Annotated in this window: 12 protein-coding genes; 8 read left to right on the forward strand and 4 right to left on the reverse strand. The window is 59.1% G+C overall.

Going from position 1 to position 14,055, the window contains the following annotated elements; all coding sequences use genetic code 11:
* Window positions 1–24: 24 nt before the first annotated feature.
* The 3 genes from AC1RN6_RS17140 to AC1RN6_RS17150 all read right to left on the reverse strand — a co-directional run bounded on the left by AC1RN6_RS17140 (window position 25) and on the right by AC1RN6_RS17150 (window position 4,427).
* The gene (locus AC1RN6_RS17140) at window positions 25–1,590 is read right to left on the reverse strand and encodes a DHA2 family efflux MFS transporter permease subunit (RefSeq protein ID WP_493006647.1); all 1,566 of its coding nucleotides are present in this window, start codon (window positions 1,588–1,590) and stop codon (window positions 25–27) included.
* Between the two features lie 15 nt (window positions 1,591–1,605).
* Window positions 1,606–2,808 carry an HlyD family secretion protein gene (locus AC1RN6_RS17145; RefSeq protein WP_493006648.1) on the reverse strand — a complete coding sequence of 401 codons (1,203 nt, stop codon included), beginning with the start codon at window positions 2,806–2,808 and terminating at the stop codon, window positions 1,606–1,608.
* A 110-nt stretch (window positions 2,809–2,918) separates the two neighbouring features.
* Window positions 2,919–4,427 (reverse strand): efflux transporter outer membrane subunit, encoded by a 1,509-nt coding sequence (locus tag AC1RN6_RS17150; protein ID WP_493006649.1) that lies wholly within the window; start codon window positions 4,425–4,427, stop codon window positions 2,919–2,921.
* 219 nt (window positions 4,428–4,646) lie between these two features.
* Between AC1RN6_RS17150 and AC1RN6_RS17155 the strand changes: the two genes are divergently transcribed.
* From AC1RN6_RS17155 to AC1RN6_RS17190, 8 genes are all read left to right on the forward strand, one after another.
* The gene (locus AC1RN6_RS17155) at window positions 4,647–5,273 is read left to right on the forward strand and encodes a TetR/AcrR family transcriptional regulator (RefSeq protein WP_493006650.1); all 627 of its coding nucleotides are present in this window, start codon (window positions 4,647–4,649) and stop codon (window positions 5,271–5,273) included.
* 122 nt (window positions 5,274–5,395) lie between these two features.
* Complete coding sequence (locus AC1RN6_RS17160; RefSeq protein WP_493006651.1) at window positions 5,396–6,013, forward strand: methylamine utilization protein; 618 nt, start codon at window positions 5,396–5,398, stop codon at window positions 6,011–6,013.
* Window positions 6,014–6,052: 39 nt separating this feature from the next.
* Window positions 6,053–8,437: a putative bifunctional diguanylate cyclase/phosphodiesterase gene (locus tag AC1RN6_RS17165; RefSeq protein ID WP_493006652.1), complete on the forward strand. Its 2,385-nt coding sequence runs from the start codon at window positions 6,053–6,055 to the stop codon at window positions 8,435–8,437.
* 112 nt (window positions 8,438–8,549) lie between these two features.
* Window positions 8,550–9,404 carry a DUF3034 family protein gene (locus tag AC1RN6_RS17170; RefSeq protein WP_493006930.1) on the forward strand — a complete coding sequence of 285 codons (855 nt, stop codon included), beginning with the start codon at window positions 8,550–8,552 and terminating at the stop codon, window positions 9,402–9,404.
* Window positions 9,404–9,847 carry a group I truncated hemoglobin gene (locus AC1RN6_RS17175; RefSeq protein ID WP_493006653.1) on the forward strand — a complete coding sequence of 148 codons (444 nt, stop codon included), beginning with the start codon at window positions 9,404–9,406 and terminating at the stop codon, window positions 9,845–9,847. The genes AC1RN6_RS17170 and AC1RN6_RS17175 overlap by 1 nt, the downstream gene beginning before the upstream one ends.
* 111 nt (window positions 9,848–9,958) lie before the next feature.
* The gene (locus AC1RN6_RS17180; protein WP_493006654.1) at window positions 9,959–10,327 is read left to right on the forward strand and encodes a COG4315 family predicted lipoprotein; all 369 of its coding nucleotides are present in this window, start codon (window positions 9,959–9,961) and stop codon (window positions 10,325–10,327) included.
* 33 nt (window positions 10,328–10,360) lie between these two features.
* Window positions 10,361–10,861 carry an RNA polymerase sigma factor gene (locus AC1RN6_RS17185; RefSeq protein ID WP_493006655.1) on the forward strand — a complete coding sequence of 167 codons (501 nt, stop codon included), beginning with the start codon at window positions 10,361–10,363 and terminating at the stop codon, window positions 10,859–10,861.
* Window positions 10,858–11,664 carry an anti-sigma factor family protein gene (locus AC1RN6_RS17190; protein WP_493006656.1) on the forward strand — a complete coding sequence of 269 codons (807 nt, stop codon included), beginning with the start codon at window positions 10,858–10,860 and terminating at the stop codon, window positions 11,662–11,664. Before AC1RN6_RS17185 ends, AC1RN6_RS17190 begins: the two co-directional genes overlap by 4 nt.
* 18 nt (window positions 11,665–11,682) lie before the next feature.
* On the opposite strand, the gene AC1RN6_RS17195 is transcribed toward AC1RN6_RS17190, so the two are convergent.
* Entirely contained in the window at window positions 11,683–13,728 is a 2,046-nt protein-coding gene (locus AC1RN6_RS17195) for a site-specific recombinase (RefSeq protein WP_493006657.1), read from the reverse strand.
* Between the last annotated feature and the right edge of the window lie 327 nt (window positions 13,729–14,055).

Below are 14,055 nucleotides of genomic sequence, written 5' to 3' on the forward strand. Positions count from 1 at the left end.
TGAGTGCGGCAAATCAGTGTGCAGCTAGTGGGCCGCAGCCGCTGCCTCCGCGCCGGCATTGCCCTTGGCCGGCTTGATGATCCAGATGATGGGAATGATCACGATAAAGATCACCGCCGACAGCCAGAAGATGTCGTTGATGCCGATCATCGCCGCCTGCGAGTTCAGATTGCGTTCGATCAGGCCGGTCGCCTGTTCGGTGCTCATGCCGAAATTGCCGGTGAGATTGCTGAACATCTGCTGCAGCGCCGTGCTGTAAGGCGTGGCATGTTCCGTCAGCTGCGCATGATGGACGATGGTGCGGTTGTTCCACGCCGTGGTTGCCACCGAAGTGCCGATCGCACCGCAGAACACCCGTACAAAGCTCGACAGGCCGGCAGCGGCGGGGATGCGTTCCGGCGGCAAACCGGACAGCAGCAGCACCGTCAGCGGCACGAAGAACATCGCTGTCGGAATGCCTTGCAGCAGCGTCGGCAGGATGACGGTCCACTGATCGACTTCCAGTGTGTAACGCGACCGCAGCCAGAACACGAGTGCGAAACAGACAAAGGAGGCCGTCGCCACTTTACGGGCATCCACGCGCGGCAGGAACTTGCCGATCAGCGGCATCAGAATCACCGCAAAGATCCCGAGCGGTGCAGTCGACAAACCGGAATCGATCGCCCGATAGCCGAGATATTGCTGCAACCACTGCGGCAACAACACCAGATTGCCGAAGAACACGCCGTAGCCGATCGAAATGGCCACCGTGCCGCCGAAGAAGTTACGCCTGCCGAACAGGCGCAAATCCACTACCGGGTGATCGTTGTTCAGCTCCCAGATCACGAAGTAGGCGAAGGCGACTGCGGCAATGATGCCCAGCGTCACGATGGTCGGCGAGGCGAACCAGTCGAGATCCTTGCCTTTATCCAGCATGATCTGAAATGCCGCTACCCACGTGATCAGCAACAGCAAGCCGATGGTGTCGATCGGTAACTTGTGCGTGGGACTCTCGCGATCTTTGTAGATCGCTATCGTCATGCCGGCAGCCAGCAAGCCCACCGGGATGTTGATGTAAAAGATCCACGGCCACGTATAGGCGTCGGTAATCCAGCCGCCCAGCGCGGGACCTGCTACAGGAGCGACCACCGCAGTCATGCCCCATAGCGCGAGAGCAAATGACGCTTTGGATTTGGGGTAGGCCCCCAGCAGCAGCGACTGCGACAAGGGCACCATCGGACCTGCCACCAGGCCTTGCAAGACACGCGCAGCGAGCAGAATCGGCAGCGTCGGCGCCAGGCCGCACAGCCACGATGCCAGCACGAACAACAATACTGACGTCACGAACAGACGCACGGCGCCGATACGCTGCGTCAACCAGCCGGTCAGCGGAATCGAGATCGCATTGGCCGCCGCGAAGGACGTAATGACCCAGGTGCCTTCATCGATCGAGACACCGAGGTTGCCCGAGATGGTCGGAATCGCCACGTTCGCAATCGATGAATCGAGGACGTTCATGAACACCGCCAGCGACACGCACAAGGTGCCGAGCACCAGCTTGCCGCCGGTCAGCGGCGGCGGCGGTGTATAGGTTTGAGGACTGCTCGCCATGGAGGATGCGTCCGATCAGGTGTGAGGAATGACGATGGCCGCTTTTTTGCGCGCCGCTACCGGCAGGCCGCTGGCGTTGTCGCCGATGATGCGGTCAACGATTTCATCGGCTTGCTTGCCCAGGTCGCTGTAGACGTTGGTCTGGTAATTGGTGGCGGCAGCTTCGAGCGCCTTGCCGTCGCCGCGAATGTTCACGGTGGCGGTGGTCGACATACCGACGCGCAGTGGATGCGCCTGGACTTCTTGCGGGTCGAGTGCAATACGCACAGGCACGCGCTGCACCACCTTGATCCAGTTACCGGTAGCGTTTTGTGCAGGCAGCAGGGAGAAAGCGCCGCCGGTACCGGCCGAGAAGCCGATCACGGTGCCCTTGTACTTGACGTCGGAACCGTAGATGTCGGCGATGACTTCAACCGGCTGGCCGATGCGGATGTGCTTCAGTTGGCCTTCCTTGAAGTTGGCGTCGATCCAGATCTGCTCCAGCGGCACGATCGCCATCAGCGGGCTGCCGGCGGCAATGCGCTGTCCGAGCTGGACGGAACGCTTGGAGACGAAGCCGGACACTGGTGCGACGATGTTGACGCGGGCGTAGTTCAGATAAGCGTTACGCACTTGTGTCGATGCCTGCAGCACGTTCGGATGTTCGGTCACGCTGGTGTGGTCTGTCAGCGCGCGGTTTGCGGCGAGGCTGGCGCGAGCCTGCTCCAGCGATGCGCTGGCGTTCTTGACTGCATCCTGAGCGTGCGACAGATCTTCTTGCGAAACGGCGCCGGAGGCAATGCCGGCCTGACGGCGTTGCAGGTCATCACGGGTACGGCCCAGATTGGTTTCTGCCGCGGTGACGTTGGCCGCCAAGGTGTCGTTGTTCAGGAAAGTCTGGCGAGTCTGACGTACGGCCTGCGCCAAGGCTGCCTCGGCTTGTGCCAGTGCAAGTTTGGTGTCGGCGGCGTCAAGCGCGACCAGTTGCTGGCCGGCTTTGACGATCTGGGTGTCGTCCGCCTTGATGGCGGTGACGGTGCCGCCGACCTGGGCGGAAATCTGGATGACGTTGCCGCCGACATAAGCGTCGTCGGTTTCTTCATAGAAGCGGGCGACCAGGAACCAGTACAGGCCGAACGCGATGGCAACCAGAATAATGACCAGCGTCAACAGGAGCAACTGGCGCTTGCGTTTGCCATTACCGTTGCTGTTGCCGTTTTGTGGAAGGGCTTCACTCATGAATTACTCCGTGTATTTCTTGATTTTGTCTGGGAGGAGCAATCGGCTATATCGATCGGTCTCGATCTGAAGGCCGGCTGCTCCACGCTTGGAACAATTTTGTTAATAATTTATTGGGGCTTGACGGCGCCGGCATCCGGCGGTGCGACAGCCAGTCCGGCTTGCTGTGCATTGAATCCGCCGCCGAGCGCCTTGAACAAACCGATCTGCTGGTTGCGGCGACTGGCTTCCAGGTTGATCAATGCCTGTTGCTGGCCGAGCAGGGCGGTTTCCGCATTGAGTACAACCAGTTGCGACGTCAGGCCGATGCGATAGCGTTCCCTGGCGAGGTCGTAAGCGCGCTGCGTCGATGCCAGTGCTTCGCGGCGGATCGGCAACTGCCGGTCGATGGAGCGGATGCCGGTGATCTGCTTGGCGACATCGCCATAAGCATCGTTCAAGGTCTGGTTATACGACGCTACCGCCATGTCGTAGGACGCGTAGGAGCCTTTGAGATTGGCGCGCAATGCGCCGCCTTCAAAGATCGGCAGGCTGATGGCCGGGCCGTAGGCGATGCTCTTGCTGGCCGCCGTGAACGGATTGGCGTTGAGCAGCGAATCGAAACCGATCATTGCCGACAGGTTGATGTCGGGGTAGAAGCGCGCCTTGGCAACATCGACGTCCTTGCTGGCGGCTTCCACTTGCCAGCGTGCAGCGACGATGTCAGGGCGGCGTCCCAGCAGATTCAGCGGCAGGGCCGACGGCAATGCGGGTGTAGTCAGCGTGGTCATGCGCGGTGCGGCGACCTGCAGACCGCGGTCGGGGCCTTTGCCCATCAATACGCCGAGCTGCTGGCGGGTGAGGGTGATCTGGCCTTCGCTTTGCACCAGTTGGGCGCGGGCGTCAGCACTGCTGCCTTGCGACTGGTTACGTTCGATCTGCGTATCGAGACCGGTCTTGACGCGGTCAGCGGTAATTCTTTGCAAAGATTCGCGCTGCGTAACGGTACGCTGCAAAATGTCATGCAGGGCGTACTCGGTGGCGAGCTGGTTGTAAGCTGATGCGATCGAGCTGGTGATGACGAGACGGGTTTCCTGCGCGCTGGCTTCGGCAGCCTTTTTCTGTGAGACGGCCTGTTCAAGCGCGGCGTGGTTCTTGCCCCAGACATCCAGTTCGTAACCCAGGCTCAGGAAAGCCTTCTTTTCGTTGTACCAGCTGCCGCCGTAAGGGGCTGGGTAAATCGTGGTTTCCGGGAACAGGTTGCGGGTGAACGACGCTTCGGCGTCAACCGTCGGCAGCAATGGTGCGCCTTTGCTTTCCGCCAGTGCGCTGGCGGAGGCGATGCGGGCCTGAGCTTGCTGCAGGCTCGGGTTGTTTTCCATGGCCTCGGCAATCAGTGCGGTCAGTTGCGGATCTCCGAATTGATCAACCCAGTTGGCGGCGGGCCATTGTCCTTGGCTCGTCTGGCTTCCCTGGGCGGCCAGGCTGCGCTCGACGGCGTAGTCGCCGGGTTGCGCCATGTGTTTGTCGCTGTTGATACCGCTGAAACTGGCGCAGCCGGACAAGCCCAGCATGCCGATCGTCAGGGTACACAAAGCGATCACCCGCAAACGCAGTGCAGGCGATGAGGCGGATTTCATGTAATTCTCCAAGGTGGTTTTTTTGTTGCAGTATCCGGGTGAGAACAAGTGATGCGTCTGTTGAATTTGTCGCCGACGTCATTGCCGCGCGCCGATGTATTGGGCAGGTCTCTGAAGGCATCTCGCCGAAGCATTTGCGAGCTGGCGAGTAAAAACTCATCTTTTGTATTATACTCGGATATACGAACATTAGCTCATGTTGTAAATTGGAATAAAAAAATGAAACTGCAGCCCAGGAAAGAACCACGCCAGGCACGCTCCAAAGCCATGGTCGACACCATTCTCGACGCTATGGCGCGAGTGCTGGTCGAGCGCGGCTACGCCAAGACCAACACCAACCTTGTGGCGGAAGCCGCGGGCATCAGCGTTGGCTCCTTGTATCAATATTTCCCGAACAAGGATGCGCTCATTTTTGCGCTGCGCGAGCGCCATGTGGCCCGCATGCTGCATCTGTTTGAAGAGGTGGTCGCCACGATGGACGAGTCAGGCAGCCTGGAAAGCGATTTTGAGGCGCTGATCGAGGCACTGGTGACCGCCCATCTGGTCGAACCTGAGCTCAATCGCATTCTGGAAGAAGAATTTCCTTCTTTTCACCTGCCGGTTTCCAACCATGTACGCCAGCGTTTTTTCGAGGCGATCAAGGGTGTGTTGACCAAGCATCGCAAGACCATCACCTCGCCGGATGTTGATGTGGCGGCCTTTGTGGTGCAGCGCATGCTCAAGGCGCTGGTCAATGCGGTCGTGTTGATCGCACCGCCGGGACTCAACGCCGCCCACGTTCGATCGGAAATTGTTCCTGCTGTTGTTGGTTATTTAACTGCGCAAAGATCGAATTTAATTGCATAATGACCCTCGCTCAATGCGGGTTCATCAAAAATCCGGAGTGAGCGGGTCGGCAGAAGCTTCTGCCTAATTTTCGATTCATTCCGATCATGCGTTTATCGTTCGTTCAAAAGCATGCATGCCGCATGCTGAAGGGGACTGTCGTGCTGATGGCATCGGCGGTGGCCATGCATGCTGCGCCTGCGGCAGCGGCGGCCGTCACCGTACAGGTGCTTGATGTGGCTGGTACGCCGGTGCCTAATGCCGTGGTGTATGCCGAGCCGACTGGCGGCCAGACGGTGCCGAAGTCGCTCAAACAAGCTGAAATTGAGCAAAAAGACATCAAATTCTTCCCCTTGGTCAGCGTGGTACAGGTAGGCACACCCGTGCTGTTCCCGAATCACGACAAGGTGCGCCACCACGTTTATTCGTTTTCCCCCGCCAAGACGTTCGAGTTGAAGCTGTATTCCGGCGTTCCGACCAGTCCCATCGTTTTTGATAAAGTTGGTACAGTTGTCCTTGGCTGCAATATCCATGATCAGATGGTGGCCTACCTGCAGGTGGTGAATACACCGTATTTTGCCAAGACCGACATGTCGGGCCACGCCAGGCTGGACGGACTGGCCAACGGTAAATACGCCTTGAAAGCCTGGTATTTCAAGATGGCGCCCAACGAAGCGGCAGCGGAGCAGCCGCTCAACTATCAGGGCGCGGACGTGGCGGCATCGGTAAAGCTGGCCGTCAAGGCCGTGCCGGTACAATAAGCAAGCACAGACACAGAATAACGAGGGGACACATTCAAAGTGCGCTGGCATCGTCTAGAAAACCGCATCGTCGCGCTGTTCATCGTCCTGATCCTGCTGGTGCAACTGGCGGGTTTTGTCGCCATTCGCAAAGCCATCGATGAAAACGCTCGAGCTTCCATCCGAGATGAACTGATCATCGGCGAGCGCGTGTTCCTGCGCCTGCTGCAGCAGAATGCCGATACGCTGACGCAAGGCGCTCGCCTGCTGGCGTCGGATTTCGGCTTCCGCCAAGCAATCGGCACCGATGACCGGGGCACGATCACCTCCGTCCTGGAAAATCACGGCGCCCGCATTGGTTCGACCTTGTCGATGCTGATCGGCACCGACCAGCAAATCAAGGCCTCTACGCAAGCCTATCCCAGCGCCGATCTGCAGCGCAATGCGCTGGAGCTGGTGGCCAAGGCGGCCGAGGCCAACGGCGCATCGGATACGGTGATTGTCGATGACAGCCTGTTCCAGATCGTTGCGGTGCCGGTACGTGCGCCTGTCATTATCGGCTGGGTCGTGATGGGCTTCCCCGTGGATCAAAAACTTATTTCCGACATGCGCGCCTTGTCGTCGCTGCAGGTCAGCGTCATGGTCAGCACGCGTGGCGGCCAATGGCAGCAGGATGTGTCAACTTTGCCGAAAGAAGAGTCCGGCATGCTGATGCATCAGCTGCCGCAGAAACCAGACTCCAGCTCCTTCATCCCGCAGCTCACGATCGGCGACAACGATTACAGCGCGCGCCTGCTGGTGCTGGCCAAAGGATCCTCTAATCAAAGCGCCGTAGCGGTATTGCAGCGGTCGATCAGCGAAGCCGTCGCGCCATACCGGCGCCTGCAACTGATTCTGCTGACCATCAGCGTGATTGGCGTGGTGATGGCGATCTTTGCCAGTGCTTTCGTGGCGCGGCGTATCACCAGTCCCTTGCGTTCGCTGGCCGACATCGCCAAGCGTCTGGGCGCCGGCGACTATCGCGCCCGCATCGACATCAAAGGCGGCGATGAAATCGGCAAGCTTGCCGAAGCCTTTGAGAGCATGCGCACCGGCATCGCCAACCGCGAACTTGAAATCCGGCGCCTGGCGTATTGGGATCCGTTGACGGATCTGCCGAACCGGGTCCAGTTTGCGACCTTGCTCAATGCAGCCATTGAACGCGCCAAGGCCAGCCATGGGCAGTGCCACATCCTGATGATGGACCTGGACCGCTTCCAGCATGTTAATGACGTGCTGGGCCATAGTTTTGGCGACAGCCTGCTGCGTGAAGTCGGCCGTCGCCTCGAGCAGCAGCTGGAGCGTGAAAACGACAAGGTCGCCCGTCTCGGCGGCGACGAGTATGCCATCCTCTTGCCGGCCACCGATGCCACTGAAGCGATCCGCCAGGCCAAGCGCATCCTGCATTCGCTGGAAATGCCGATTTCAATAGGCGATCAGACGGTCGATCTGGGCGCCGGGATCGGCATTTCCGGTTATCCGGAGAACGGCCAGAACAGCGACACGCTGCTCAGCAGCGCCGAAGTGGCGATGTATGTCGCCAAGCGTCGCGGCAGCGGCTTCACGGTCTACGATCCGTCGATCGACAAGAGCAGCCAGGAAAGCCTGAGCCTGCTGAGCGAATTGCGCCGCGCGCTCGACCGCAACGAATTCCTGCTTTATGCGCAGCCCAAAGTCGAGCTGGCCACGGGCAAGGTGGTCGGCGCCGAAGCGCTGGTGCGCTGGGTGCATCCGGAAAAGGGTTTCATCGGTCCGGACAACTTTATTCCCTTTGCTGAAACCACCGGTTTCATTCGCATGCTGACCTCGTGGATGCTGAACAAGACGGCTGTGCTGTGCGCCGAGCTGCAGAAGAAGGGCATCACGCTGAAATTCTCGGTCAATCTGTCGACCCGCGATTTGCTCGATCAGGATTTGCCGACGCATTTCGCCGACATCCTGGCGCGCAATCACTTGCCGCCGTCGTCAATGTGTCTGGAAATCACCGAGAGCGCGATCATGGACGATCCCATACGCGCGCAGCTGACGCTGGAGCGTTTGCACGGCATGGGCGTGGAACTGGCAATTGACGACTTCGGCACCGGTTATTCGTCGCTGGCGTACCTGAAGCGCCTGCCGGTGGATGAACTGAAAATCGACAAGTCCTTTGTCATGAATATGGAGCATGACGCCGACGACGCCAAGATCGTCAAATCTACCATCGACCTCGGCCATAATCTTGGCCTGCGCGTCGTAGCGGAAGGGCTGGAGACGCTCGCGGTCTGGCATCTGCTCAAACAGATGGGCTGCGATCAGGCGCAGGGTTATTACATGAGCAAGCCGATGCCGGGAGATCGCTTGATCGAATGGCTGGAGCAATGGAAAGCTCCGGAAATGCCAAGCCAGTCGGAAAATATGGCAATATGATTTTCCGGATAGCAAGGTCATGCCGCCAGGGGGGAACATGACAGACAAGCAAGCCAATAAAAAATCCATTTCATTCAAACCGCTGATCGCCCTATCGGCGTGTGCACTGACAATGGCTTCGGCCTCGGCAATCGCAGAAACCACAGGCAGCATGACTCCCGACATGGGCAAGCTGATGGCCACGGCCGGCGTGATTCAGGTCGAAGGCGCGGGCGGCGGCGGGCTGGTGCCGTGGGCGACCATCACCGGTTACGGTACGCGCGACAGTTACGGCGCCAATGCGCACTACACCTATGTCGGCACCCAGGATTACACGCTCGCCTCGTATGGCGTTGCTGTCGGCATCGCCGATCGGGTAGAACTGTCGGTCGCCAGGCAGCGTTTTACCGGTAGCCAGGCGCCGCTCAACAATCTGCGCATCGATCAGGACATCTACGGCATCAAGGTCAAGCTGGCCGGCGACATCGTCTACGACCAGGATACCTGGATGCCGCAGATCGCCGCCGGCATGATGGTCAAGCGCAATAACGGCATCGGCGGGCTGGGTGCGGTCAATAACGTCAAGATGCTGGGCGCCAAGGACGATTCCGGCATTGATTATTATCTGGCGGCGACCAAGCTGTTTCTTGATCAAAGCCTGCTGGTCAACGCCACGGTGCGCGCCACCAAGGCCAATCAGATGGGCATCCTCGGTTTTGGCGGCGACAAGGGCGACCGCTATCAGGCCATGCTGGAAGGATCGGTCGCGTATCTGCTCAACCGCAAATGGGTGGTCGGCGCCGAATACCGCATGAAGCCACGCAATCTTGCCGCCGACAACGAAAAGGATTACTACGACGCCTTCGTTGCCTGGTTCCCGAGCAAGAACCTGTCGCTGACCCTGGCCTATGTGTCGCTCGGCGACATCACTATCTATAACCCCAAGCGCCAGGAAGGCGTGTATCTCTCCGTGCAGGCGGGCTTTTGATGAAAACTCCGACAAATAAATTCGGCTGGCTGGCTGCGGTAGTGTTCGTTCTGGTCACGACCTTGCCTGCACAGGCGCAACCGGGCGATGACAGCCTCTATCGCGACCTCGGCGGGCTGGAAGTGCTGACCAGGGTTGTCGACGATACATTGGCGCTGGCGCTGGCCGATGCGCGCATCAAGGACACCTTCAAGGATACTGACATGAAGCGTCTCGCCAAGCTGATCACGGAACAGTTCTGCGAACTCAGCGGCGGCCCGTGCAAATACAGCGGAGACCCGATGAAGGAAGTCCATCAGGGGCTGGCGCTGAACAACATGCAATTCAATGCCCTGGTGGAAGATTTACAGGCGTCGATGGACAAGTCGGATATTCCATCGCGCACGCAAAACAAGCTGCTGGCCTTGCTGGCGCCGATGCAGCGCACGGTGGTCACCAAGTAGCAGGGCAGAGAAAAATATTTTCAGTTGCGTGGAATAAAGCCGTCGTGTGCCACGTATACCGGGTCATGGGTAAGGCAAACCGCGTAACCCTGACTCAAAAGGAATACTGAAATGAAACTGCTCCCACTTTCCCTGCTGACATTGTCCTTGCTGTCCTCCGTAGCTCCTGCTGCCTTTGCCGAAGACATGGCCGTCAAGAAAACGGACGACATTCTGGTCACCACCAGCGGCATGACCGTCTATACCTTCGATAACGACACCGCCGGCAAGAGCGTCTGCAACGGCCCATGTGCGGCCAACTGGCCACCGGTTGCGCCAACCGGCACACCGAGCGCACCGTTTTCCGTGATCAAGCGCGATGATGGCAGCCCGCAACTGGCCGTCAATGGCAAACCGCTGTACACCTTCGCTGCCGACAAGAAAGCAGGCGACCGCAACGGCGACAACTTCAAGAACATCTGGCACGTTATCAAGAACTGATTAGCCAATTCGCCGCGCTCACATCGCAAATCTATGTCCGACGAAAGTCATTTGCTAGCCTGCATTCCACGCCTGCGCCGTTATGCGCGGGCGCTGGTGGGCGATCGCGCCGGTGCGGACGACCTCGTGCAGGATACGATGGAACGCGCCTGGCAAAAGCTGTCGAGCTGGCGCAAGGGTGGCGACATGCGGCCGTGGCTATTCAGCATCATGCACAACCTGCATGTCGATCAGCGCCGCAAGCCGGTAATCCCGACCGTGACGCTGGATGATGAAGATGCGCTGGCAACACCCGCCTACGCGCCGGACCGGCTGGTCGGTTACGACCTGGAGTCGGCTTTGCGTCTGCTGGCCGCAGAGCAAAGAGAGATTTTGTTGTTGGTGGTGCTGGAAGAAATGACGTATGAAGAAGTCGCCGCGACACTGAGTATCCCCATCGGGACCGTCATGTCGCGCCTGTCGCGCGCCCGTGAGCGCTTGCGCACGCTGGTCGAGGGGCGGCCCCAGCATTCGCCGTTGAAGGTGGTCAAATGAAACCGATGCCGATTACCGAAGCCGACTTGCAAGCTTATGTCGACGGCCTGCTGCCCGAAGAACGGCTGGAAGAGGTCGCCGCCTATCTGGAAATCAATCCGGACGAAGCCGAACGCCTGCGCACTTATCGCCATCAGAATCAGGCCCTGCACCTCCTGTTCGATCCAGTGCTGGATGAGCCTGTACCGGCACGGTTGTCGGCGCGTCCCAGCAGCAACTGGGAATTGCTGCAACGTTATGCCGCAATCCTGATCGTGGCCGTATTCGCCGGCGCCGGCGGCTGGTATTTGCATGGTGCGGCGCAATCGTCGTCGGTGACCTGGATTGCCAGTGCCGCCGGATCGGTGACGCGCGTAGATGCGCCGTTGATGATGGCACGCCGCGCCGCTGTGGCGCACGCCGTCTATACGCCGGATCCTCGCCGCCCGGTGGAGGTTGGCGCCGATCAGGAAGAAGCTCTGGTGCGCTGGCTGTCCAAGCGTATCGGTGCGGACGTCCGCGCACCCAAGCTGGCGCCGCTGGGCTATGAACTCATCGGCGGCCGCTTGCTGCCGGGGCAGAGCGGACCGGTGGCGCAATTCATGTACCACGACGGCGCCGGCCAGCGCTTGACCTTGTACGTCTCCACCGACCAGGTTCAGAACAAGGACACCGGTTTCCGTTTTGCACAGGAAGGTACGGTCAATGTGTTCTACTGGATCGACGGCAAGTTCGGCTATGCCTTGTCCGGCAGTATCGACCGCGGCGAACTGGCGCGGATTGCCAATACGGTCTACGAGCAGTTGGACAAACCGGCGAAATAAAACTTCAGGGCGAAAGCTTCAGGACGGCCCGATGCCGTTCTGCTGCGCCGGCAATGGCGCTGGCTTGGGCGGAATGAAGAAGTCCACCGGCTTTTTCAGGAAGCGCCGGCACAGCGACTTCAGCAATGGCCAGCTGTGGCGGAACTTCACCTGGCGCGAACGCAAGGCCACAAACAGCGCCAGCGAAAAACTCACCCACAGGTTGACGGTGCCGATCGCCAGCACGCCGAAGGTCGACACCGCAATTACATGCCAGCTCACAGCGTGGTCGAGCGCGACCAGCGCGATGGCAAAGTTGGTTGCCGAAAAGGTAATGTGACGGATGTCGATCGGCAGGCCGATCATGAAGCCGATAGTGCCGATGGTGCCTAGCAAAATACCAAAGTAAAAATTCCCCATCAGGCCGCCCAGGCCGGTTTCCAGGTAATCACCCAGACGCGCGGTGCGCGCTTTACCAAGCAAACCGTTGAGCCAGCGTGCACGCGCCACGCGTTGCGACATGCGGGTGTAGAGCGCCTTGTTGTCGTAATAACCCGATATCAATCCTGCCAGGAACAGGCAGACGCCGGCGATGGCCGCATGGAACAAGGCAAGGCTGGAGAACGGATCGATGTCGTGCAGCAGATGTTGCGCCTTGTCAGGCGTGACGAAGTGATGCCCGGTCACGAGGAAGTAAATGTAGACCAGCAAATAAGCTACCGGAAAGGCAATCGTCAGGTTGCCCAGCACGGCGACGAACTGGGTACGGATCACCTTGACGATCAGTTCCGTCAGGCTGTCGAGATCGATATTGCGGCCATCGCGGCTATGCAGGCCCGCCGCGATGCGCGAAGCGGTCATGGCAGGTTGTTTGGTCGCCACCGTGAAATGCAGCACATGAATGAACATGAAACCCAGCGAATAGTTCATGCTGAACAAAAAGGCTTCCACCAGCGGCGCCGCGCGTAGATACGAAAACAGGATCTTGATCAGCGACATGAAACCGATGATGAAGCCCGCGCCCGCTGCCGAGCGGTACATGGCGGCGTATTCGCGGCGGTCTTCGGCGATGTAGTGCTCGCCGGTGCGGCTGGCGTTTTCGGTGATGTTGCGCGCCAGCAGGTTGATGTTGGCGGCGAACAGATCGCGCACGGTGTATTTGCGGTTGTGCGCTTCGATCAGTTCCAGGCCCAGTTCCAGGCCGATGCTGCGTTTTCCGGCGGCGACGGCGGCGGACGTGTCGGCGGTGCCGACGTCGACCAGCGACAGCAACTTGTGCAGACGATCCAGATGCTGATCCAGACGCACCAGGCGATACGTGACGGAGATGCTGGTGCCAAGACGCAGGGTGCTGTTGCGGATCTTTTTCACGACGTCCTGGCATTGCTCCAGCATTACGAGGACGTGGCTGGCGTCTTCGACCGGCGTCGGATCGCCATTAAGATGGCGCATATAGCCTTCGAGATAGCGGTGCAGCTCTACGTTTTGCATCAGGAAAGGCGACTCGAAAGCCTTGATGTCGCTGTAGATGCGGATCAGTTCCGGCTCGATGCCGATGGCGCTGATCCGATAGGACAGCACTTGAATGGCCAGCAGGATTTCGGTCAGTGTCTTTTGCTCGTCGATCTGTTCGAGATCCGGCAATTCGATCTCCGCCTTGCTCAGCACGTCAAACAGCGCCGCCCAGTCCGCCTGCGGGACGGCTTGCATCCACAGGTAATCGGTATTGAAGGGGAAAATCTTTTCCAGGCAATCCGGCAGGTAGCGGTCGTCCAGAGCCGGCGGCAGGATGCGGTAAGCGATGCGGCGATGCAACTCCGAAAAGAACCCGTCATTGGAGAGAATGCCGATATCGGTATAGAGACTGGTCTGGCGCCGTACCGACAGCAGATGCAGCAGGTAGTGGCGCAGTGTTGCGGCGTAGTGCGGATGTTGTTGCAGCAAGTGCGTCAGGGTGCGCACATTGGTGATGGCCAGTTCCGGCGCCTCGCTTTTTTTAGGGCGAATAGCTTTTATCAATTCGATCAGAAGATCGAGTTCGGCATTGATGGGGGACGTGCTGATTTTTTCTAATGTATGGAGCATGGGGAAAACGGAGGATGGGGAAAACGGAGGATGGGGAAAACGGAGGATGGGGCTTGAAGCGATCTTAATCGATCGGATAGCGCGAGTGTAAGGCTTGCGTGGCGCGAAATCTTAACCTGTGTAAAACAAAGATAAGGACATGTGTAATTCGTAAAGACTTGTCAGATTGTGTCGCTAACGGGAAGTTGCACTTGAACTCATTTCATCTATAGGCACGGGATGCGTTCTTCCCAGAAAGGGCACTGGCAAGGCGCGTGACGCGTCGCGTGGCGGTGCCACGCGCCGGGAGCGTAACGCGGCCAGCTCCCTTTCTGGGAAGAATCCGGA

Source organism: Herbaspirillum sp. GW822-FHT03A08 (assembly GCF_058801885.1).